Annotated in this window: 19 protein-coding genes; 10 read left to right on the top strand and 9 right to left on the bottom strand. The window is 65.7% G+C overall.

The genetic code is table 11. The features are described from left to right. Positions 1–32 precede the first annotated feature (32 nt). Together ASPHE3_RS01115 and ASPHE3_RS01110 are read right to left on the bottom strand one after the other, a co-directional pair. Positions 33–1,454 carry a ferredoxin reductase gene (locus tag ASPHE3_RS01115; RefSeq protein ID WP_013599386.1) on the bottom strand — a complete coding sequence of 474 codons (1,422 nt, stop codon included), beginning with the start codon at positions 1,452–1,454 and terminating at the stop codon, positions 33–35. Further along, the gene (locus ASPHE3_RS01110; RefSeq protein ID WP_013599385.1) at positions 1,451–2,755 is read right to left on the bottom strand and encodes an aromatic ring-hydroxylating oxygenase subunit alpha; all 1,305 of its coding nucleotides are present in this window, start codon (positions 2,753–2,755) and stop codon (positions 1,451–1,453) included. Before ASPHE3_RS01110 ends, ASPHE3_RS01115 begins: the two co-directional genes overlap by 4 nt. Before the next feature lie 160 nt (positions 2,756–2,915). On the opposite strand from ASPHE3_RS01110, the gene ASPHE3_RS01105 reads away from it, so the two are divergent. After that, positions 2,916–3,851: a LysR family transcriptional regulator gene (locus tag ASPHE3_RS01105; RefSeq protein WP_013599384.1), complete on the top strand. Its 936-nt coding sequence runs from the start codon at positions 2,916–2,918 to the stop codon at positions 3,849–3,851. Between the two features lie 67 nt (positions 3,852–3,918). Here ASPHE3_RS01105 and ASPHE3_RS01100 read toward each other — a convergent pair whose 3' ends face one another. Further along, positions 3,919–4,731: an IclR family transcriptional regulator gene (locus ASPHE3_RS01100; protein ID WP_013599383.1), complete on the bottom strand. Its 813-nt coding sequence runs from the start codon at positions 4,729–4,731 to the stop codon at positions 3,919–3,921. A gap of 94 nt (positions 4,732–4,825) precedes the next feature. Continuing rightward, on the bottom strand, positions 4,826–6,040 hold the full coding sequence (locus tag ASPHE3_RS01095) for a helix-turn-helix transcriptional regulator (RefSeq protein WP_081459878.1): 1,215 nt from the start codon (positions 6,038–6,040) through the stop codon (positions 4,826–4,828). Positions 6,041–6,231: 191 nt separating this feature from the next. Here ASPHE3_RS01095 and hxlB point away from each other — a divergent pair, with 191 nt between their 5' ends. Together hxlB and hxlA are read left to right on the top strand one after the other, a co-directional pair. Next, positions 6,232–6,849 (top strand): 6-phospho-3-hexuloisomerase, encoded by a 618-nt coding sequence (hxlB, locus tag ASPHE3_RS01090; protein ID WP_013599381.1) that lies wholly within the window; start codon positions 6,232–6,234, stop codon positions 6,847–6,849. Between the two features lie 47 nt (positions 6,850–6,896). Further along, positions 6,897–7,520: a 3-hexulose-6-phosphate synthase gene (gene hxlA / locus ASPHE3_RS01085; RefSeq protein WP_013599380.1), complete on the top strand. Its 624-nt coding sequence runs from the start codon at positions 6,897–6,899 to the stop codon at positions 7,518–7,520. 68 nt (positions 7,521–7,588) lie between these two features. Here hxlA and ASPHE3_RS01080 read toward each other — a convergent pair whose 3' ends face one another. From ASPHE3_RS01080 to ASPHE3_RS01070, 3 genes are all read right to left on the bottom strand, one after another. Continuing rightward, positions 7,589–8,362: a polysaccharide deacetylase family protein gene (locus tag ASPHE3_RS01080; protein ID WP_081459808.1), complete on the bottom strand. Its 774-nt coding sequence runs from the start codon at positions 8,360–8,362 to the stop codon at positions 7,589–7,591. 238 nt (positions 8,363–8,600) lie between these two features. Further along, positions 8,601–9,821 carry an MFS transporter gene (locus ASPHE3_RS01075; RefSeq protein WP_254362958.1) on the bottom strand — a complete coding sequence of 407 codons (1,221 nt, stop codon included), beginning with the start codon at positions 9,819–9,821 and terminating at the stop codon, positions 8,601–8,603. A 59-nt stretch (positions 9,822–9,880) separates the two neighbouring features. Further along, positions 9,881–10,552, bottom strand: coding sequence for a GntR family transcriptional regulator (locus tag ASPHE3_RS01070; protein ID WP_013599377.1), 672 nt, complete (start codon positions 10,550–10,552; stop codon positions 9,881–9,883). Between the two features lie 154 nt (positions 10,553–10,706). On the opposite strand from ASPHE3_RS01070, the gene glyA reads away from it, so the two are divergent. The 7 genes from glyA to purU are packed head-to-tail and all read left to right on the top strand — an operon-like array spanning position 10,707 to position 19,563. Further along, a complete protein-coding gene (gene glyA / locus ASPHE3_RS01065) occupies positions 10,707–12,062 on the top strand; it encodes a serine hydroxymethyltransferase (protein ID WP_013599376.1) in 1,356 nt (451 codons plus the stop codon). Continuing rightward, positions 12,059–13,279 carry a sarcosine oxidase subunit beta family protein gene (locus tag ASPHE3_RS01060; protein ID WP_013599375.1) on the top strand — a complete coding sequence of 407 codons (1,221 nt, stop codon included), beginning with the start codon at positions 12,059–12,061 and terminating at the stop codon, positions 13,277–13,279. The genes glyA and ASPHE3_RS01060 overlap by 4 nt, the downstream gene beginning before the upstream one ends. A 31-nt stretch (positions 13,280–13,310) precedes the next feature. Beyond that, positions 13,311–13,715, top strand: coding sequence for a sarcosine oxidase subunit delta (locus tag ASPHE3_RS01055; RefSeq protein ID WP_013599374.1), 405 nt, complete (start codon positions 13,311–13,313; stop codon positions 13,713–13,715). Beyond that, on the top strand, positions 13,712–16,657 hold the full coding sequence (locus tag ASPHE3_RS01050; RefSeq protein ID WP_013599373.1) for a sarcosine oxidase subunit alpha family protein: 2,946 nt from the start codon (positions 13,712–13,714) through the stop codon (positions 16,655–16,657). The genes ASPHE3_RS01055 and ASPHE3_RS01050 overlap by 4 nt, the downstream gene beginning before the upstream one ends. Continuing rightward, complete coding sequence (locus ASPHE3_RS01045; RefSeq protein WP_013599372.1) at positions 16,650–17,288, top strand: sarcosine oxidase subunit gamma; 639 nt, start codon at positions 16,650–16,652, stop codon at positions 17,286–17,288. The genes ASPHE3_RS01050 and ASPHE3_RS01045 overlap by 8 nt, the downstream gene beginning before the upstream one ends. Before the next feature lies 1 nt (position 17,289). Continuing rightward, entirely contained in the window at positions 17,290–18,663 is a 1,374-nt protein-coding gene (locus tag ASPHE3_RS01040) for an L-serine ammonia-lyase (RefSeq protein WP_013599371.1), read from the top strand. A gap of 3 nt (positions 18,664–18,666) precedes the next feature. Further along, the gene (gene purU, locus ASPHE3_RS01035; protein ID WP_013599370.1) at positions 18,667–19,563 is read left to right on the top strand and encodes a formyltetrahydrofolate deformylase; all 897 of its coding nucleotides are present in this window, start codon (positions 18,667–18,669) and stop codon (positions 19,561–19,563) included. Between the two features lie 181 nt (positions 19,564–19,744). Here purU and ASPHE3_RS01030 read toward each other — a convergent pair whose 3' ends face one another. Together ASPHE3_RS01030 and ASPHE3_RS01025 are read right to left on the bottom strand one after the other, a co-directional pair. Then, a complete protein-coding gene (locus ASPHE3_RS01030; protein WP_041651824.1) occupies positions 19,745–20,698 on the bottom strand; it encodes a DUF559 domain-containing protein in 954 nt (317 codons plus the stop codon). A 156-nt stretch (positions 20,699–20,854) separates the two neighbouring features. Continuing rightward, positions 20,855–22,405, bottom strand: a complete 1,551-nt coding sequence (locus ASPHE3_RS01025; RefSeq protein ID WP_041651822.1) for a helix-turn-helix domain-containing protein — start codon at positions 22,403–22,405, stop codon at positions 20,855–20,857. Positions 22,406–22,456: the final 51 nt, after the last annotated feature.

The raw sequence follows: 22,456 nt of genomic DNA, 5'->3' as shown, positions 1-22,456 counted from the left end.
AGATTGGCAGTCAGTTATCAGAGTCACAGTGGTCAGGCATCGATCACCAGGTCCGTCTGCGCGGTGGAGCAGCAGGGCAGGAACTTGCCTGCGGAGATTTCCCGTGCACGGATTCCGCCCTGGTGGTTCATCTCGACGTCCCCGGAAAGCTTGACGACCTTGCAGGAGCCGCACATGCCTTCCTTGCAGTTCGCGCCAATCCTGACGCCCGCGCGCTGGGCCGCCTCGAGGATGTGCTCGGTGGGGTCGATCCGCACATTGATGCCGGTGCGCATGAAGGACATGGTGAGGCTGCCTGTTCCCACCGTGTCGAAGCTGGAGGCATCAGGGGAACCGGCTTCCGGCTCGCTGCCCGGGATGCCGGCGTCGGAATCGGAATCGGATCCGGGTGTCTCGGGGTCGACGACTTCCAGCGGCAGCCCCGAGGCCTGCAGGGTTCCGTCGGCGTCGTAACCAGGCTCGTAGAGGCCGAACGCGGCGGGCTGGCTCTCAAAGTAGTCCTCGGCGGAATCGGCGATCTCCTCGGCGATTTCCTCCGCGAAGTCGGCTGCCAGTGCCACCTCCGCCTGGTATTCAAGGAGCGTCTGGCGGTCCCCCGAGAAGAACTCCATGTAGATGGAAGTGTCGTCCACGCCGACCTTCTTCAGAAGCTCGGTGGCGGTGTTCAGGTAACCCTCAGGACCACATGCGTACACCTGCCGGCCGTTGGCGTCCGGGGCCACCTCCTCGAGCATGGCCGCCGTCAGCCTTCCGCTGAGTCCTTCCCATCCCTCCGGCACACTGCGGTCCCCCAGGGAGTAGTAGACCTTGAGGCGTGAATCCACGGAGGCGATATAGGCCAGTTCCCGGTGGAAGGCAAAGCCACCGGCATCGGAGCCGTGGTAGAGCACCACGACATCGGCGTGTCCGGGCAGGGAGTGGATGGTCCGGACCATGGACATGATGGGAGTGATGCCCGCGCCGGCGGCAAGCAGGAGATACCGTGCCCGGCGGTCGGCGTCGGGCAGGTGGAACGCTCCCACCGGTCCCAGCATCTCAAGAACGGTGCCGGGTTTGACGTTCTCGTGCACCCACGGGGAGACCAGTCCCGTGGGGTCGCACTTGACGGTGATGCTGAAGGTCCACGGCTGGGTGGGCGAGCTGGACAGCGAGTAGCTGCGGTCCACCGGTTCCTGGTCCTCGCCATTCACGGGGAATGCGATGTTCACGTACTGGCCCGCACGGAACGCCAGGGGCGCACCGTCGCAGCGGCGGAACACGAAGGTCATCATGGCGCCGGCCTCGGGAACGGTCTCGACGCATTCAGCCATGAACTCCTGCGGATGCCAGGGGTTCAATACACGGGCTGCCCGGGCGGGTGCCTCAGTGCTTCCCATCACCCTGTTCCACGGCATCTCAAGACCGCGAATTCGCTGTGGTTCCTGGATTGCCGTTTCAGTGAGGAGTTCAATCATGCCAAGTGCTCCTGCACGCGCTGCACGTACCAGTTGATGAATGCCTCCACCTGGTATTCGCTCTTCATGTAGGGACCAGGCTCGTAGGCGGGGCTGCCGGCACCCTGCTGGCAGAGTTCCACGAACGCCTTGTCCTGCAGGTTCGTTTGCTTCCAGGTGTAGGTGAGCTTCTCCAGGTCGTAGTCGACGCCTTCCACGGCGTCGTCAGCCACCAGCCACGTGGTGCGCACGAGGCTCTGGTGTTCGTTGATGGGGAAGACACCGAACGTGATGACGTGGTCGCCAAGGAAATGGAACCAGCTGTTGGGCTGCAGGTGCATCGAGCAGCGGCCAAGACGGAAGTCCCGCAAGTCACCAAGCAGCTTCTTGGAAAGCCTGCGCCCGTCAGCGGAGAATGACTCACCCTCGCCATCGAGTGATTCCCGTGAAATACGGATTCCGGCAATGCGGGTGTCAAGCTGCTCCACCACCTCGTAGGGAAGGCCGTAGCGGCGGCAACGCTCCTCGAGGGAGGACTGGGCCTGCTTGTTCCGGTCCCACACTTCCTCAAGATGCGGCGGGATCAGGCCCTCCGTCAGGCCCCAGGTGGGGAAGAGGGAGCAGGCCAGCTCAGGGTGGCCGTCGCAGTGGTAGCACTCACGGTTGTTCTCCATGACGAGCTTCCAGTTGCCCTCTTCGATGATGTTCTGCTGGTAGGCAATCTTTGTCTTTGAGAGATCGTGGGGCGCCAGGTAGGGCTCAAAGATCTTGGCGGTTTCGTCGAAGTCGGCTGGCGGTTCGTCCGCGATGCAGACGAAGATCAGGCCGGCGACCTCGCGGCCGTGGGCGCGCTTGAGGGCAAAGCAGTTCTTGTCGAACTTGGCTTCGCCGGGGGCGGAGGCGTGGATCAGGTTGCCCTCGGGGGAATAGGTCCAGGAGTGGTAGCCGCAGACGAGGTTACCGGTGGAGCCGGCGGACTCGGTCAGGACCCGGGCACCGCGGTGGCGGCACACGTTGTGCAGGACGTTGACGCCGCCGTCGTCGTTGCGCAGCACAATCAGCGAGTAGGGCCCGTAGTCGACGGTGACGTAGTCGCCCGGCTCCGGCAGTTCAGCAGTACTCGCGGCAAAGATCCAGTGCTGGCCGAAAATGGCCTCCATGTCGATCTTGAAGATCGAGGGATCGGTGTAGAAAGGGGCATCGAGGGAGTAGCCGGTGCGCCGGAACTGAAACAAAGCGGTGATTTCTGCCAGTTGCTCGTCAGGCAATGATGCAGCGAGTTTTCCGCGTGTATTGAGGGGCACGTTCACTGAAGCGGTCATGGGTTTCCTCCCGGGAGGCATGGGTAGTGGGTGTTGCGTTGTGACCACGGATGCATGGGGGCGGGCGGCGTGGTCGAAAAGCTTTGTAGTGATGAGATTAGGGTCACAGGCGCTGCAATAAAAGCGCGAGATATTGAACATAATCATGCAGAATAGGTGCATGATCGACGCCAGGCTCATCACACTGCGGGTGTTCGCCCGCTGCGGCACCATCGGCGGGACGGCGGAACTCACCGGCTACTCCCCCTCTGCCGTCTCCGCCCAATTGCGGGAGCTCCAGCGCGTGCTTGGGATGCAGTTGCTGACGAAAGACGGCCGGGGCGTGCGGCTTACCGCTACGGGGCGGTTTCTCGTGGCGGGCGCGGATCCCCTCATTGCCCAGTGGGAGACCCTGCGCGCGGCAGCCATGGAGGCCGGCGACCAGGTGCAGTCCCACTTTGGCCTCGGCGGATTCTCCTCTGCCGCCGCCCAGTTGCTCGCGCCGCTGGCCGCCACCCTGCGCTCAACACACCCCCTGCTGGAGGTGCAGGTTCTTGAGGCTGATCCGGCCCGCTGCTTCGACTTGTTGATTGCGGAACGCATCGACCTTGCAGTCATCATCGCCATGCAGTCCGACAGTTACGGTGAGGACGATCCGCGCTTTGAGCAGAGGGTCCTGCTCGACGATCCCCTGGACGTGATCATTCCCGGTGACCATCCGCTGGCGTCAAGGGAAACAGCGACTCTTGAAGAGCTGGCATCGGAACCCTGGATCACGGAGGCCGCGGGTTCCACCTACCATTCCCTCTTCACAGCCGCATTCACGGCAGTGGGGGTGACACCGCGGATCGCCCATGAAGCCGTCGAATGGGAAACCCACATCGCGTTCGTGGGTGCGGGGCTCGGCGTCGGCCTGCTGCCCCGGCTGGCGCCACTGCACGGTGCCGAAAACGTGGTCCGGTTACGTATCACGGGCAAGTCGAAACCCACGCGCCGCATCGTCGCCGCGGTGCGCAGGGGAAGCATCGCCGCACCCCTGATCCAGGAGTCGCTCGGCATCCTGCAGGTCAACGCCAACCGGATCCTCACCGAACGGCTCGAAGAGGAGGAACTTTGAGCGCTGCCGGCTTGGGGCGTCCTGGTGCTCGGGGGGCTTCCTTGTCCTCCCCGGGGAAGCTGATGCGTCAGCGGCCGCCGGTGTAGCCCATCCTGGCGCTGACCTGCAGTCCCGCGTCTTTGAGGGCTTCGATCAGTCCGGGCGTTTTCTCCGGGTCAAAGCGGAAGGCCGGGCCGGAGATGCTGATGGCCCCGATCACGGCACCCAGGTGGTTGTGGACCGGCACGGCAACAGCAGCCAGCCCGATCTCAAACTCCTCCCGCACCACGCCGTAGCCCTCGCGGGCGACGTCAATCAGCTGGGTTTCAAGCTCTTTGCGGTTGGTGATGGTCCGCGGAGTCCTGGGCGGCAGGCCGGTCTCCTTCAAAATGCGGTCCCGTTCCTCGGCCGGCAGCGCAGCCAGCAGGACCTTGCCGCTTGAGGTGGCGTGCAGCGGGGTCAGGTTGCCCACCCAGTCATAGGTGGCCAAAGTGGAGGGGCCCATCGCCTGGTCCACGTTCACTGCGTAATTGGAGCGGAGGACGGCAAGGTTCACCGTCTCCTTGAATTCCTCCGCCAGCGCCTCCAGCACCGGCCGGGCCTCCCGGACCAGGCTGAGCCGCCCGGGAATGGAGCTCGCCAGGCGCAGGATGCCGAAGCCCAGCTGGTATTTGCCGCGGTCGCTGTTCTGGTGGACCATTTCCCGGGTGACCAGGGAACCGAGCAGCCGGGAGACGGTGGACTTGTGGATCCCCATTTCCTCGGCGATCTCGCTGACGCTGGCATGGCCTTCCCGCGCCAGGATTTCCAGCACCGTGAGGGCGCGGTCAACAGACTGCACGCCGCCGGACTGACCCGGTTCACCATCGATCCCGGGTTCGCGCTCATTGTTCGAAGCCATGGCTAATACTCTCAACCAGCTTGCGGTGGATGAAATCACAACGCCAGGAACAACAACGCCCGGCGGCAATGGGGGAATCGAATCAGGCAGGCAGTCAGCGCAGCCCGTTGCTGTGGGCGAGCGCCATGGCTTCCGTCCGGGACGACGCCCCAATCTTCCGGTAGAGGTTGCGGAGGTGGAACTTCACGGTGTTCTCGCTGATGTGCAGTTTCGCGGCGATGCTGCGGTTCCGCTGGCCCGCGGCCAGCAGCTGCAGCACCTCCAGCTCCCGCTCCCCCAGGTTCCAGTCCGCCGCTTCGGCCAGCGGGCGGGCCGGCGGGTCCAGCGGAATCACGACGGCGACGTCGGCCCCCCAGCCGGGCATCACATCCACGCCCATGCTGCCGTTCAGCGCCTCGACGCGCTGGACGAGGCGTGCCATCGCGGGGGCCGAGGACGAAAGTTCGCCGGGTCCGTCGTCCCGGACGTTGATGAGGAGGTTGGCGCCGTCGCAATCCCACTGCGTGCGGATCCGGCGGACCCCCTGCTGGTCCACCATCGCAAGCACCAGGCCGCGCACGATGGCCCGCGCGGCATGCGCCACTTCGCCCGGAAGTGCCCTCCCGTTGACCGGCGGCTCGATGAACTGGACGTCGATCCCGCTGAAGTTCATCAGCGGGCGGAGGTCTTCGCGGAGGCGCTGGAACGCGGAGGCCACCGGTTCCTCCACGAGGTCCGTGGTGCGGTCACTGAGCGTGCGCAGTCCCACCAGGGCCTTGGCCGCCACGTCGGTTGCTGCGGTGCGTGCGGCAGCGTCCGCAAGGGCGGGAGACCTGAGCGCCGCGAGCAGTGTTTCCAGGGTGGTGGAGTGCTGGTCCACCAGTTCGGCTGTCACGCGCAGGCGCTCGGCTGAGGCGGCCCGGGACTCGATGAGGTACGACGGCGGCGCATCAGCCACCTTTTCGCGGATCCGTTCGGCTGCGAGCGTCCACAGATAGTGCAGGACCCATCGCGGGTCGATTGGGGCGGATGTGTCCGGTGTTGGTTCCGGATCGGAGAGGACCATCAGCGCGTTGCTGGGCGAAGTCAGAGCAAGCACCGGGCGCCGGGCGCCTCCGAAGCCGGCTTCGCCAAGCCACATCCCGCCGCCCTCCCCCTCAGCCAGCGAGGCCCGGATGGTGTCCAGTTCCGCAATGGACACGCGGCTGATGATGGCCTCGGCGCCGGCCTTCTTCTGCGGCCGCCCGGTGCAGTCCTCGGTGAAGACCACCAGGGCGCTTGATTCCCAGTAGGGGGCGAGGGCTTCCCGCAACCGGTGTGCGATGTCCATCAAAGGAGCAGTGGCCAGGGCTGCGATTGCTTCCAACAGAGCTGGGTTGAGGCGTTCCACCCGCCCAGTATACGGCTCACCGGCTTATGCACCTACCCCTTTGGGCAGGTATGACTGCCCGGAGGCGGCGTTGGACCCACCCTTTGGACGGGTGAGCATTGAAGGGTCACAACGTTCAAGGAGGTAGGTGCATGAGCACCATTGCAGAGACAGTCCCGGCGGAGTTCGCCGGAGCTTCCGTCACCGGAGCGGGCAGGGCCTTTGCCGTCAATAGGGCGCTGGTCCTGGACGAGATCAGCGATGTCTTCCAGGGCGTCGATCCGGCAGAAGTGGCTGCTTTGGTCACCGAGCTTCGGCTGGCGGACAGGATCTTCGTGACCGGTGCAGGCCGCAGCGGCCTGGTCCTGAAGATGGCGGCGATGCGGCTCATGCACCTCGGCCTGGCGGTGCACGTGGTGGGCGAGACCACCGCACCGGCCATTCGTGCCGGTGACCTGCTGCTCGCGGCCTCCGGTTCCGGCACCACGGCCGGAGTGGTCAAAGCTGCCGAAACCGCCGTCGCGCAGGGAGCCCGCGTGGCTGCCTACACCACCAGCAAAGGTTCCCCGCTCGCCGCAGCGGCCGCCGCCGTCGTACTTATCCCTGCAGCACAGAAGACGGACCACGCTTCGGCAGTGACCCGGCAGTATTCCGGCAGCCTGTTCGAACAGGTGCTGTTTGCCACCACGGAGGCCGTGTTCCAGAGCCTGTGGGACGAAGACGCCTCCGCTCCTGAGGACCTCTGGCAGCGCCACGCCAACCTCGAATAAGTTCCCCTTCCCTTACCGTCCGTTTCCCAACCCGAAAGAGACACAGAATGAAACTGCAAGTAGCCATGGATGTCCTCACCGTCGAAGCAGCACTCGACCTGGCCGGCAAGGTTGCCGAATACGTGGACATCATTGAGCTGGGCACGCCGCTGGTGAAGAACGCCGGCCTGGCAGCCGTCACCGCCGTCAAGACTGCCCACCCGGACAAGATCGTCTTCGCGGACATGAAGACCATGGATGCCGGCGAGCTCGAGGCCGAGATCGCCTTCGCGGCCGGCGCGGACCTGGTCTCCGTGCTCGGCAGCGCCGACGACTCCACCATCGCCGGCGCCGTCAAGGCCGCCAAAGCCCACAACAAGGGCATCGTGGTGGACCTGATCGGTGTGGCGGACAAGGTGGGCCGCGCCAAGGAAGCCCGCGCCCTGGGGGCAAAGTTCATCGAGTTCCACGCCGGCCTGGACGAGCAGGCGAAGCCCGGCTACAACCTGGATGTGCTGCTGAGCGCCGGTGAGGAGGCCCGCGTGCCGTTCTCCGTCGCAGGTGGCGTGAACCTTTCCACCATCGGAGCCGTACAGCGCGCAGGTGCTGAGGTGGCCGTCGTCGGGGGTTCCATTTACAGCGCCGACGACCCCGGCGTCGCCGCCAAGGAACTGAAGGCAGCGATCATCTAGGTTCCCTCGCAGGAAAAAGCGGTAAAGGACGACGGCGGTCCCCACTTCCGGGGGCCGCCGTCCACGCGCTAGTTCCTTGCCGCCTGCAGGAGGACTTCAGCTGCACCCTGCCCAACGGTGACAAGGCCAAGGCCACTGTCCCTGACGGCCTTCATGTCGGCGTCGAATACTGCCGTGTCCGTGGTGTACGTGCCGCCGCCGATATTGGCCCCCACCTCGTGATAGGCCAGGATCAGCCAGGCGTTATTCGCCCTGGCGGAATCGATCCACCCCTGCACCGTGTCCGTGGTGGTGGTGGACTCCACGAACTTCACCCTGAGGTTGTACGGGTCATACGCTGCACGGGTGTTGAAGCCCGAGTTGTCGGTCCCGTCGTCGTCGAAGGCGCGGTGGTTGGAGTACACCTGCCTGATGGCTGCAAGAGTGGCGTTGTTGTACTCCGCGTATGGGGAAGCGAAGCTGGTGGCAGCGGACGGGCCGAAAAGCCGCCGCAGCGTGGCCTGGCTTTCTGTCAGCTCGGCGGCGAGCTGATCCGGGGAGAGCTCCCGGAGGTGCGGATGCGTCACGGTGTGGGACGCAATTTCATGGCCCCGGTCCGCAAAATCCTGGATCTGCGACTGCGTCATGAACGTAGGCTGCTGGTCGATCACTCCGGAGGTGATGTACAAGGTGGCCGGAATACCGTACTCGTCCAGGATTGGCAGAGCGTTCTCATGCTGGCTGGCCCAGCCGTCATCAAAGGTGACGCTGATCAGTCCCCTGCTGAATCCGTCAGCCCTGGCGAAGCCGCCAAGAGTCAGGACCAGAAGCACGGAAACCAGCAAAGTAAGTAGCTTTTTCATTTTGTGCCCTCGCTGCCAGCCGCCGGGCTGCCCGTCCCTGGGGACTGTCCAGCTGCGGCGGCGCCTTTATCTTGATGCCCGCGAACTTCCTCCAGTCCGTGGACAGAGCGCCCAGCGTAGGCCCAGTTTGCTCCGGATGGCACTGCTTGTCGATCCCTAATCTGCCACCATAGGGTACCCCCTACAGCACCTTGCGGGTGGTCTGCTCGAAGCTCGCGGCGTGATGCAGGAGTCGAGGTTATGCCGATGGGCTGATGACCCGGCTCCGCCCTGCGAGCACGCCCGTCACGGCAAGCACCACCATGATGCCCGCGGTGACCAGGAGCGGAAGCGTCCAGTCTCCGCTCAGATCGCGAAGAGCACCGAACATCACCGGCCCTGCGGCAGCCAGGCCATAACCAACGGACTGGGCCATGCCGGACAATGATGCCGCCTGCGAATAGTTAACGGTCCGGAGGCTGAACAGGGACAGGGCAATGACAATGAGGCTTCCGCATCCTATTGCCCCCAGGACAACCCACAGCAGGATGAGTTCGGGCGCAAGCGCCAGGCCCACGAACGTCACAACCATCACGGCGCCGCTGGCAAAGGCAACGAACCGCTGGTCCGAACCCCGGTGAAGGATTCCGCCTGCTGCAAGGCTGGCGAAGACGCTGATGAGCAGGAAAATGGACAGATGGATCCCGGCGGTAGTGGCCGTGACCCCGCGGCTTTGTTCGATGGTAGGCAGCCATGCCATCAGGACGTAGAAGGCTATCGACTGCAGCCCCATGAAAATGGTCACCTGCCAGCCCAAGGCTGAGACCCAGGGCGACCGGTAGGAGACCGCAGGCCTGGCGGCGTTCACAGTGCCGGAGCTGTGCCGGCGCAGCCAGGGCAGGAGCACCGCCATGGCGATGAGTGCAAGTCCCACCCAGATACCGAGGGCAAGCCGCCATCCCGCGGTGGAAGTTTGGGCAACGGGTACGACGACGGCGGCCCCCATGGCGGCGAAGGCGGCCTGGGTGGCGGTGTAGCTTCCGGTGAGCTGGCTGACCCTCGCGGGAAAGTCCCGCTTCACCAGCGAAGGGACCAGGACATTGAGGAACGCGATCGCGAGGCCTATGAGTGCTGTGCCCAGCCAGATGAATCCGGGAACAGGCACGGAGCGGAGCACAATGCCCGAGGCCAGGATCAGCAGCGACATCCACAGCGCACGGTCGAGGCCCAGACGGGAAGCGAAGCCGGGCGCCAAGGGCGAAAAGGCTGCGAAAGCAATGAGCGGAAGGCCCGTCAGGAACCCCGCTGCAGCGCTGGACAGGCCAAGGTCGGAGCTGATGTTCTGCAGGACCGGTCCCACACTGACAAAGGACACCCGAAGGTTGACTGCGATGAGCAGGACACCGATGAAGGCGTAACCGAACCTGACGGTTCGGTCCGGGGCGTTCCGGGTGGCAGCGGGCATCGTTGCGGGTTCCATCCTTTAGAAAGTGCGAGAGGGTCCTGGCAGAAGCGACGGTAAGTGCGAGAGGGTCCGGGCTACAGCACCTTGCGGATGGTCTCCTCGAAGCTGGTGACGTGGTGCAAGGCGAGCTCTCCCGCTTTGTCCGCGTCGCCGGCCGCCACAGCTTTCAGCAGGTCCACGTGTTCGGTGATGTGGCCGGTCACGGAGGGAACCTTGTCCAGCACCACGCACCAGATGCGGGTGGCCAGGTTGTCGTAGCGGATCAGGGTGTCTTCCAGGTGCGGGTTGGCAGCCGCCTTGTAGATCAGCCGGTGCACCATAAGGTCGTAGCGCATCAGCTCGCGCGACTCCCCTGCCCCGGGACCGATGCTGGCAATCGCATCGGCAACTTTCAGGAGTTCCCTCCGCATGCCTTCGCTCGCCCTGGCTGCAGCCCTGCGGGCAGCCAGGGGCTCCAGCAGCTCCCGGATTTCGGAGACATCGGCAAGCTCGGTGAAATCCACAGTGGTGGCAAACGTCCCGCGCCGGGGATAGGAGATCACCAGATGGTCCACCTCGAGGCGCTTGATCGCCTCGCGCACGGGCGTCCGGCTGAACCCAAGCTCTGCCGCAAGCTGGCCGTCATTGATGGGCTCGCCCGGGCGGATCTCCAGCATGATCAGTTTGTCGCGCAACTGCCGGTACGCGGCCTCCGCCTGGGAAGGGGCTTCCTCCTCCGCGGGGGCCAGGGCAAGAAGTGCATTCAAGACGCCGCTCCGTTCTTTGATGGCCGCCGAAACCGAAACGGTAGCTCAGCGCCGCTTTTGGTCCCGCTATTGACTCTGCTGTGATCCCGATCATACCATTGAGCCAACACTGATATATCAGTAATTGGACAAGTGGTATTTCAAAGGAGCATCCGTGGTTGAGCAGTTGAACGAGCGACTTTCCGTAGTCGATCCTGAGGTCCAGCAGGCCATCGCCAGTGAGCTGGGCCGCCAGCAGTCGACGCTGGAAATGATCGCCTCCGAGAATTTCGCCCCGTCCGCCGTCATGGAGGCACAGGGCTCGGTCCTCACCAACAAGTACGCCGAGGGCTACCCGGGCAAGCGCTACTACGGCGGCTGCGAGCATGTGGATGTTGTGGAGCAGCTGGCCATCGACCGGGTCAAGGCGCTCTTCGGCGCAGAGTTCGCCAACGTCCAGCCGCACTCCGGCGCCCAGGCCAACGCCGCCGCCATGTTCGCCCTGCTGAACCCGGGCGACACCATCATGGGACTGAGCCTGGCCCACGGCGGCCACCTGACCCACGGCATGAAGATCAACTTCTCCGGCAAGCTCTACAACGTGGTCCCGTACCACGTCAGCGAATCCGACCTCCGTATCGATATGGCCGAGGTCGAGGCCCTTGCCTTGGAACACCGGCCCAGGCTGATCGTTGCCGGCTGGTCCGCCTACTCCCGCCAGCTGGACTTCGCCGAGTTCCGCCGCATCGCCGACCTCGTTGGCGCCTACCTCATGGTGGACATGGCCCACTTCGCCGGACTGGTTGCAGCGGGCCTGCACCCGAACCCGGTGCCCTACGCCGACGTTGTCACCACCACCACGCACAAGACCCTGGGCGGCCCCCGCGGTGGCGTCATCCTCGCCAAGGAGCAGTACGGCAAGAAGATCAACAGCGCCGTGTTCCCCGGCCAGCAGGGCGGCCCGCTGGAGCACGTGATCGCCGCCAAGGCCGTGGCCTTCAAGCTCGCCGCCTCCCCCGAGTTCAAGGAACGCCAGGAACGCGTCCTGCAGGGATCCAAGCTCCTCGCCGAGCGTCTCCTCAAGGACGACGTCGCTGCAGCAGGAATTTCCGTGGTCAACGGCGGCACCGACGTCCACCTGGTCCTGGTGGACCTGCGCAACTCCGAACTGGACGGCCAGCAGGCCGAAGACGCCCTGCACAAGATCGGCATCACCGTGAACCGCAACGCTGTCCCGTTCGACCCCCGCCCGCCGATGGTGTCCTCCGGCCTCCGGATCGGCACCCCGGCCCTGGCCACCCGCGGCTTCGGCGCGGAGGAATTCGCAGAGGTCGCGGACATCATCGCGACGGCGCTGATCGCCTCGGCAGGCAGCGTCGCCTCCGGGAGCACTTCCCTGGGCGACAGCACCGCCGTCGAACTCCGCGCCCGCGTCACCGCCCTGGCGGAGAAGTTCCCCCTGTATCCCCACCTCAAGGACGGCACTGAAGTTGCCGCCTTCGAAGCAGACCTGATTGGAGCAGCCCAGTGAGCGCAGACCTCCTCCCCGAGCACCCCGCCTTCCTCTGGCGCAACCCGGAGCCCAAGTCCTCCTACGACGCTGTGATTGTGGGCGGCGGCGGGCACGGCCTGGCCACGGCCTACTTCCTGGCGAAGAACCACGGCATGACCAACATCGCGGTCCTGGAAAAGGGCTGGCTGGCGGGCGGCAACATGGCCCGGAACACCACCATCATCCGCTCCAACTACCTCTGGGACGAGAGCGCAGCCATCTACGAGCACGCCCTCAAGCTCTGGGAAATCCTGCCCGAGGAGCTTGAGTACGACTTCCTCTTCAGCCAGCGCGGCGTGATGAACCTGGCCCACACCCTGGGCGACGTCCGGGAAAGCATGCGGCGCGTGGGCGCCAACAAGCTCAACGGCGTTGACGCGGAGTGGCTGGATCCCAAGCAGGTCAAGGAACTCTGCCCCATCCTGAACATCAGCGACAACATCCGCTACCCCGTCATGGGCGCCACCTACCAGCCGCGCGCGGGGATCGCCAAGCACGACCACGTGGCCTGGGCCTTCGCCCGGAAGTGCGACGAAATGGGCGTGGACATCATCCAGAACTGCGAAGTCACCGGCTTCGTCAAGGACGGCAACCGCGTGGTGGGCGTCAAGACCAACCGCGGCACCATCAACACCGAAAAGGTGGGTCTCGCCGCCGCTGGCCACAGCTCGGTCCTGGCCGAAATGGCAGGCTTCCGGCTCCCCATCCAGTCCCACCCGCTGCAGGCGCTGGTTTCCGAACTGCATGAGCCCGTCCACCCCACCGTAGTCATGTCCAACCACGTGCACGTGTACGTCTCACAGGCACACAAGGGCGAACTGGTGATGGGCGCCGGCGTTGACTCCTACAACGGCTACGGCCAGCGCGGCTCCTTCCACGTGATCGAGCACCAGATGGCAGCCGCCGTCGAGCTGTTCCCGATCTTCGCACGGGCCCACGTGCTCCGCACCTGGGGCGGCATCGTGGACACCACGCTGGACGCCTCGCCGATCGTGGGCAACACCCCCGTGGAGAACATGTTCGTGAACTGCGGCTGGGGCACCGGCGGCTTCAAGGCCACCCCCGCGGCCGGCATGACCTTCGCGCACAACATCGCCACGGGTGAACCGCACAGGCTGAACAAGCCGTTCGCGCTGGAGCGCTTCGAGACCGGCGCCCTGATCGACGAACACGGCGCCGCCGCCGTCGCCCACTAGCTGCCAGACGCACTTTAGAAAGAAGACGCACATGCTGCTCATCTCCTGCCCCAACTGCGGCTCCCGCGACGAGACCGAGTTCCACTACGGCGGCCAGGCCCACGTGGCCTACCCGGAAAACCCGAACGAGCTGACCGACCGCGAATGGGCCGAGTACCTGTTCTACCGCGACAACACCAAGGGCGCATTCGCCGAGCGCTGGCTGCACAGCACCGGCTGCCGCCAGTGGTTCAACATGCTCCGCGACACCGTCACCTACGAGATCCAGGCCATCTACCCGATGGGTTCACCCCGTCCCGATGCCGCCGGCAAGGTCACCGCCGACACCGGCACTGCCAGCACCGCCGCTGACAGCACCACCACGGGAAACGCGGCCCCCAGCCTCTCCACCACCAGCATCTCCAGCACCACCGCCCCGGAAGGAGCAACCAAGTGACTTCCCAGAACGCCCGCCTCGCCGCCGGCGGACGCATCGACCGCACCATTTCCTGGCGCTTCACGGTGGACGGCGAAGAGTTCACCGGCCACCCGGGCGACACCCTCGCCTCAGCCCTGATCGCCAATGGCCGCATCAACGCCGGCAACTCCCTCTACGAGGACCGGCCCCGCGGCATCATGTCCGCCGGCGTGGAGGAATCCAACGCCATGGTGAAGATCGCCGCGCGCTTCCCGGGTGACGTTGCCGAGTCCATGCTCCCCGCCACCACGGTCACCCTGGTGGACGGCCTCAAGGCTGAGCTGCTCAGCGGACTGGGCAAGCTGGACCCGGAGGAGGACCGGGCCGAATACGACAAGAAGTACGTCCACACCGACGTCCTGGTGATCGGCGGCGGCCCCGCCGGCCTCGCCGCAGCGCGTGAAGCTGTCCGCAGCGGTGCCCGCGTGATGCTCCTGGACGACCAGCCGGAACTGGGCGGCTCCCTCCTGTCCGGGTCCACGTCCCCTGAACTGGCCGAGACCATCGAAGGCAAGCCGGCCCTGGAATGGGTGGCCGACGTTGAAGCCGAACTGGTTTCCGGCGCCGAATCCACCGTCCTGAACCGCACCACCGCCTTCGGCGCCTATGACGCCAACTACGTCATCGCCGTCCAGAACCGCACGGACCACCTGTCCTCCCCCGCGGCACCGGGAGTTTCCCGGCAGCGCATTTGGCACATCCGTGCCAACCAGGTGGTCCTGGCACCCGGCGCCCACGAACGCCCGCTGGTCTTCGAAAACAACGACCGCCCGGGCATCATGCTCGCCTCCGCCGTCCGCAGCTACCTGAACCGCTACGGAGTTGCCGCCGGTCAGCGCGTGGTCATCAGCACCACCAATGACAGTGCCTACGCCGTGGCCGCGGACCTCCGCGCCGCCGGCGTCAAGATCGCTGCCGTGGTGGACGCCCGTCCGCAGCTCACCGAGGCGGCTGCCGCCGCCGTCGAAGCCGGAACGCGTGTACTGATCGGCAGCGCAGTGGCCAACACCTCCGCCTCTGGTGCAGACGGCCGCGTGGACGGCGTCACCGTCCGCAGCATTAACGACGACGGCGAACTCACCTCGGGCATCGAGCAGATCGCCTGCGACCTGCTGGCCGTGTCCGGTGGCTGGAGCCCGCTGGTGCACCTGCACTCCCAGCGCCAGGGCAAGCTGCGCTGGGACGACGACCTGGCCGCGTTTGTGCCCAGCACCGTGGTCCCCAACCAGCAGACGATCGGTTCGGGCCGGGGCAGCTTCGCCCTGACCGACTGCCTCGCCGAGGGCGTTTCAGCAGGGCTCACCGCGGCCCGCGCTGCCGGCTTCAGCACCGCCGTCGAACCTTCCCCGCTGGGCGAGCCGAAGGCCGCCGCCCCCACCCGCCAGCTGTGGTTGGTTCCGGGCGAGCAGGGCACCCCGGATGACTGGCACCACCACTTCGTGGACTTCCAGCGCGACCAGTCCGTGGCTGACGTACTGCGTTCCACCGGAGCCGGCATGCGCTCAGTGGAGCACATCAAGCGGTACACCTCCATCAGCACCGCCAACGACCAGGGCAAGACCTCCGGCGTCAACGCGATCGGCGTCATCGCCGCCGCACTCCGGACCGCCGGCGAAGCTTCCCGCGGCATCGGCGACATCGGCACCACCACCTACCGCGCACCGTTCACCCCGGTGGCGTTCGCTGCACTGGCCGGACGCCAGCGCGGCGAACTGTTCGATCCCGCCCGCAAGACCTCGATCCACCCGTGGCACGTGGCCAAGGGCGCCCTGTTCGAGGATGTCGGGCAGTGGAAGCGGCCCTGGTACTACCCGCAGGACGGGGAGGACATGGACGCTGCAGTGCTGCGCGAGTGCGCCGCCGTCCGCGAATCCGTGGGCTTCATGGACGCCACCACCCTGGGCAAGATCGAGATCCGCGGCAAGGATGCCGGTGAGTTCCTCAACCGGATCTACACCAACGCGTTCAAGAAGCTCGCCCCGGGTTCGGCCCGCTACGGCGTGATGTGCACCCCTGACGGCATGATCTTCGACGACGGCGTGACCCTGCGCCTTGACGAGGAAACCTACTTCATGACCACCACCACCGGCGGTGCCGCCAAGGTGCTGGACTGGCTGGAGGAATGGCTGCAGACCGAGTGGCCGGAACTGGACGTGCACTGCACCTCCGTGACGGAGCAGTGGAGCACCATTGCCGTCGTCGGCCCCAAGTCCCGCGAGGTCCTCGCCAAAGTGGCACCGGAACTGGCCGCCAACGGCGGGCTGGAAGCCGAAGCGTTCCCCTTCATGACGTTCCGCGAAACCACCCTGGCCTCGGGCGTCCGCGCCCGGGTCTGCCGGATCTCCTTCTCCGGTGAACTGGCCTACGAGATCAACGTGCCGTCCTGGTACGGACTGAACACGTGGGAAGCCGTGGCAGCCGCCGGGGCCGAGTTCAACATCACCCCCTACGGCACGGAGACGATGCACGTACTCCGCGCCGAAAAGGGCTACCCGATCGTTGGCCAGGACACTGACGGCACTGTCACCCCGCAGGATGCCGGCATGGAATGGATCGTCTCCAAGGCCAAGGACTTCATCGGCAAGCGCTCCTACTCCCGCACCGACGCCCAGCGCGAGGACCGCAAGCACCTGGTGAGTGTCCTGCCGGTAGACGGAACGCTCCGGCTCCCGGAAGGCAGCCAGCTCGTGGAGAAGGGCCGTTCCACCAACCCCGCCTACGGCCCGGTTCCGATGGAAGGCTTCGTCACCTCCAGCTACCACAGCGCAGCACTGGGCCGGTCATTCGGCCTGGCACTGATCAAGAACGGCCGCAACCGGATCGGCGAAACCCTGGTTGCAGCCGCCGGCGACCAGCTGGTGGACGTCGTCGTCGCCGAAACCGTACTTTTTGACCCCGAAGGGACCCGCAAAGATGGCTGAAACAGCAACACCCGCAACTTCCTACGAGAAGAACCTCTCCCTCCGGGTCAGCCCCGCGGCCCAGCTCCGGGCAGAGTTTGAAACCGGTTCCGTCCCGGGCGTGGTGGAACTCCGTGAAGTGCCGTTCCTGACCATGGTGGGCCTCCGGGTCAACCGGAACAGCGAAGCCGGCCAGCGCGTCGCCGCAATCACCGGCGGCCTGCCCGAAGGCTGCGGCAACGTCAGCGGCACCGGGGACACCTCCGTACTGTGGCTTGGCCCGGAAGAGTTCCTGGTGGTGGCGCCCACCGAAGCCCACGAGTCCCTGGGCGGCGACCTGATCCAGGCACTGCGCGAGGCACAGGGCAGCGACGCAGGGCAGGTGGTGGATCTTTCCGCCAACCGCACCACGTTCGAGCTCACGGGCCCGCGGGCCAGGGCGGTCCTGGAAAAGGGCTGCTCGCTGGACCTGCACCCCCGCGCCCTGGCGGCCGGCACGGCCCTGTCCACGGAGATCGGCAACATCCCGGCAGTGCTGTGGAAGACGGGCGACGAGTCGTTCCGGATCTTCCCCCGCGCCTCGTTCGCCGATTTCCTGGGCCGCTGGCTCCTGGACGCAATGCGGGAGTACGCCTCCCCCGAGGTCCCCTGACATGGCGCTCAGCGTCCTGGACCTGTTCTCCGTTGGCATCGGGCCGTCGTCGTCACACACGGTCGGCCCGATGCGGGCAGCGAAGCTGTTCGCTGACGGGCTCAAGGGCGACGGACACCTGAGCTCCACCACCCGGGTCCAGGCCGAGCTGTTCGGCTCCCTGGGCGCCACCGGGCGGGGCCACGGTTCGGACAAGGCCGTGGTCTTGGGCTTCAAGGGCCTGGACCCCGAAACGGTGGACACCACCACCGCCGATGACCAGGTGGCCGCGGCCGCGCTGGATGCCGAGCTGTGGATCTGCGGCGACCACCGCGTGGACTTCAACTGGGATGAGGACGTGGTCCTGCACCGGCGCAAGTCCCTTCCCGCCCACCCGAATGGGATGACCTTCCGGGCTTTGGACCACACCGGCGCGGTGCTCAGCGAACGGAGCTTCTATTCGATTGGGGGCGGCTTCGTCGTTGACGGCGATGCTGACGCGGGCGACCGTGTGGTGGCTGACTCCACTGTCCTTCCCTACCCGTTCAATACGGCTGACGAACTCCTCGAGATCTGCAGCCGCGAGGGCATGTCCATCTCGGACGTGATGCTGGCCAACGAGCTTTCCTGGCGGTCCGAGGCGGAACTGCGCGAGGAACTCCTGAAGCTGTGGGCCGTCATGCGCGAATGCGTGGACAACGGCTGCACCGCGGAAGGCATCCTTCCCGGCGGGCTTAACGTGCGCCGCCGCGCGCCGTCGTTATTCCAGACCCTGACCGCGGACACCGGCGAGACCGATCCGCTGCGGGCCATGGAATGGGTGAACCTGTTCGCGCTGGCCGTGAACGAGGAGAACGCCGCCGGCGGGCGGATCGTCACCGCCCCCACCAACGGCGCGGCGGGGATCGTCCCGGCGGTGCTGCACTACTACGTGAAGTTCGTCCCCGGCGCCAACGAGGACGGTGTGGTCCGCTTCCTGCTGGCCGCGGCCGCCGTCGGAATCCTGTTCAAGATCAACGCCTCCATCTCCGGTGCCGAGGTGGGCTGCCAGGGTGAAGTGGGCTCCGCCTGCTCGATGGCAGCCGCCGGATTGTGCGAGGTGCTGGGCGGGACGCCTGCCCAGGTGGAAAACGCCGCCGAGGTGGGCATTGAACACAACCTTGGCCTGACGTGTGACCCGGTGGGCGGGCTGGTGCAGATCCCCTGCATTGAGCGCAACGCCATCGCCAGCGTGAAGGCCATCAACGCCGCCCGCCTTGCCCTGCACGGCGATGGCAGCCACAAGGTGTCCCTCGACAAAGCCATCAAAACGATGCGCGAGACCGGAGCCGACATGAAAACCAAGTACAAGGAAACCTCCCGCGGAGGCCTTGCCGTCAACGTAATCGAGTGCTGAACCATGACTGCTACTGAGACTGAAACTGTCCCTGTTTCTTCCCCGACCACCGTGGAGCACGTCCTGACTTTGGACTGCTCGGAATCGCCTGGGATTGTCCACGCCGTGTCCGGCTTCCTGCTGGAGCACGGCTGCGACATCATCGACAACCAGCAGTTCGGCGAGCGTTCCGAAGGGCATTTCTTCATGCGGGTGCATTTTGCGTCCGACGGCGATGCCTCCACCGTGGACACGCTGCGGGCGGCTTTTGGTCCGGTTGCGGAGCGCTTCGGGATGCGCTGGCGGCTGGAGCGGCAGGGTTCCAAGCGGAAAGTGCTGATCATGGTGTCCAAGTTCGGGCACTGCCTGAACGACCTGCTGTTCCGGGCGCGCATCGGTGAACTGCCGATGGACGTGGTGGCCGTGGTGTCCAACCACACGGACCACCAGGCGCTGGTGGAATGGCACGGGATTCCGTTCTTCCACGTGCCGGTGACGCCGGAGACCAAGCCCGCGGCTGAGGCCCGGCTGCTGGAGCTGGTGGACGAGTTCGACGTGGAACTTGTGGTGCTGGCCCGCTACATGCAGGTGCTCAGCGACAACCTGACCCGGAAGCTGGACGGGAAGGCGATCAACATCCACCACTCGTTCCTGCCCAGTTTCAAGGGCGCCAAGCCGTACCACCAGGCGTATGCGCGCGGTGTGAAAACTGTTGGGGCAACGGCGCACTACGTCAACGCCGAACTGGACGAGGGACCGATCATCGCCCAGCAGACCGTGGAGGTGAACCACACCTACGGGCCCGAGGACCTGGTAGCCGCCGGCCGCGACACCGAGTGCAAGGCCCTGTCCAACGCGGTCCGCTGGCACTGCGAAGGCCGGGTGATCCTGCAGGGCAACCGCACGGTGGTCCTCCGGTAACCCCCTGCGACGCTCTCTCACTTAACGCAGGCTTTTGCGTGACGCTCTCTCACCTGATGCGGGTTTTGGCCTGACGCTCTCTCACTCGATGCCGATTTTGGCCTGACGCCCTCTCACCTTGGTGAGGGGGCGTCACGGCCTTTAGCACCGCCGTCGTAATGTGTCCGTCTCCGCCAAACGTTTATTCGCTGGCAAATCCGGACGCCTGGGGATGGTCAAGCCACGCGTTCCGCAGCGCCCGTTTAATGAGTCTTACTGCGGCTTGGAAGCCGTCAGCAAGATCGTCCTTATCGAAGACGAGGACTGTCCAGCCAGCGGCCTCGAAGGCCTTGTCCCGCCTCCTGTCGCTGAACACCTGCGCCTCGCCGAGGTGATGTCCGCCGTCGTACTGAATGGCAAGGCGGCGATGACGGTAGCCAAGGTCGGCCGACGGCGATCTCGCGTCTTCGGCGCGCAACAGCACCTGGAGTTCTGGCTCGGGTAAGCCCGCGCTGATCATGGCCAGGCGGAGCAGCGATTCGGGAGCCGAATCGGCGCCCACGCGCATCAGTTCCAACGCCTCCCGGATGCGGACGATGCCTTGGAGGTTGGGGTGCCGGCGGGCCAGGATGCGCAGCCCTGCCAGGGTGGCGTGCGGCTGCGTCCTGCCCTCGAACTCGACCCGCGGTACGCGGATCAGTTCGTCACCCATGCTCACCAGATCCTCAAGTGGGAGGACGCGTGCCAGATCGAGCCAGGTACGGGACCTGGTGCTCAAGCGGATCCCGTCCACCACTTCGATCTCATCTTCGTGCGCCAGGACAGTATGGCCGATCACGCCCTTCCGGCGGACTGACGGCAGTGCACGCGGCTTACTGAGGTGCAGCTCTGTGGAATCGGCCAACCATGGTGGCAGCAGTTGGCGCCGGAGCCGGGCCGCCGTCACGTGTGAGATCCAGGCTCCGGGCGATACTGCGGATAGCGCCCTTGCGGCATCCTCCAGATCGAAGTCCCACTCCGCTGGCCGGTAGAGACCCCGGCCCACGTTCACTACGTCCTTGCGCCGGAGCCGGTTTGCGGTGACGCCGGAAGCCCTCGCGGAGACGATGGTGAAGGGAGCTGTCGCCAGCGGCAGGGGCAAGACTTGCTTTCGCATGGTGGCATTCTGCCCCGGGAGGGCCGGGACCTGCAGAAGTTATCCACAGGCCCCCTGCAGGCGCCTCCGGAAGGTGAGAGAGCGTCCGTGGGAAACCGACGTTGAGTGAGAGAGCGTCCGCAGGAAACCCACGTTGAGTGAGAGAGCGTCCGGGGGTTACTTGGGCTGGAGGGCGGCGAGGCGGGTGGCCAGATGCAGCGCAGGCAGCCGGCCGGTGCCGCGCGGATCACCGCCGCAGAGCGCGAAAATCCGCTGCAGGCGCTGATGCATAGACTGCCGCTCCAGATGGAGTTCCCGCGCAGCCTGTGCCGTGTTGCAGCCCGAATCAAGCCAGACCCGCAAGGTTTCCACCAAGGCCGAACGGCGCTGGTCATCGTGCTCAAGGAGGGCTCCGAGCTGCTGCCGGACAAAATCGGTTCGCTGCACCTCGTCCAGGGAGTGGGACGCAAGGCGTTCCACCGCGAAGGCCTCGGCGTCGAGCACCTCGCTGGCCTGTCGCGGCGAAAATGAGGGCGGCTCATAACCGGCTCCCACGTCCAGCGTCAGCCGCGCCTCTGCCAGCGACCAGGGTGCCGCGGAAATTCCGGAAGCCACGGGACCCACCGCACTGACGGTGCCCTCCGGCAATTCGAGCGTCCGGAGCCCGGCCAGGATCCCGCCCCGGTCCTCCTGGGCTTTACCGGTCCGCAACACCGCGAGCGCCAACAGCTCCTCGCTATCCGCATAGCTGGCGCTGTGCCGGCCCACCCGGTCCAGCAGCTGCTCAATTGTCGTACGCAGCTGCCGGGAGCCAGGGGAACGGATCACCACGGCCACCAGCTGTGCAGCCGGGGGGATACCGGCAGCCGGGGCCAGCTGCTGGAGCCGCCAGTTCTGCATGCCGGAATCAACGGCGCGGATCAGTGCGGCACCCGCCATTTCCTTCAGGCCGGGCGGCATGCGCTGCAGCAGGGCCAAGGCCAGGATGTCCACCGAGCGGTTCCCGGCAATCCGTGCCAGGTTCACATCTCCTCCCGCCGGAGTGTGAAGGCTCAGGCGCGCTGAAGGTATGCCCCGCACGGACACATCGATATGGGTGGTGCGTGCACGGTCCTGGTCGGCCTCCCCCATCGGAGCGAGGCCACCATCCCCGGCATAGCCAGCAGGGACCGCACTCGCCAGCGGAGCGCCCGCGTTGGAGGTCAGGACAACTTCCGCACCTGCAGCGTCGGCGAGGACGGCCAGGATCCGGTCAAGGCTGCCGCCGTGGGCCAGCTCCACCGCCATGGCATGGCTGGCCCGGTCAGCCTGCTGCAGGTGCGCAGCCGACTCGCTTACCAGCAGCGAATTGATGGCTTCCATGACGCCCACGAAGGGCACCACTTTCCGCAGCTCAATCAAGGGAAGCCCCGCGGCTTCGGCTGCTCCCACCATGGAGGACGGAATGGAAGGCAGGGCCGCTCCTGTCTCGATGGCAAGCGCAGCCACTCCGCGTTCCGCCAGCTCCCAGATGTAGCCGATGCGCCGCTTGTCCGATGCTGAGGCCAAGGCCTGACCGCCGGTAAGCAGCAGCTCACCACCGCCAAGTAACGGGGCAATGTCCAAAACCTCACTGGAGTGGATCCAGCGCAGCTGCGTTTGCGCCGCAATCGCCGCCGCTGCGCGGACCACGGGATCAGCAGGTGTGAGGGTGGAATGTTTCAAAACATCTTGCAGGCTTATCGGCATGACACTCCGTCGCATAAAAGGTAAATCTTCACGACACATTGTATGTGGTGG

The sequence above is a fragment of the Pseudarthrobacter phenanthrenivorans Sphe3 genome (assembly GCF_000189535.1).
Taxonomy (GTDB): Bacteria; Actinomycetota; Actinomycetes; order Actinomycetales; family Micrococcaceae; genus Arthrobacter; species Arthrobacter phenanthrenivorans.
The sequence above is the reverse complement of the archived record's forward strand: the minus strand, read 5'-3'. Positions and strand labels throughout refer to the sequence as shown.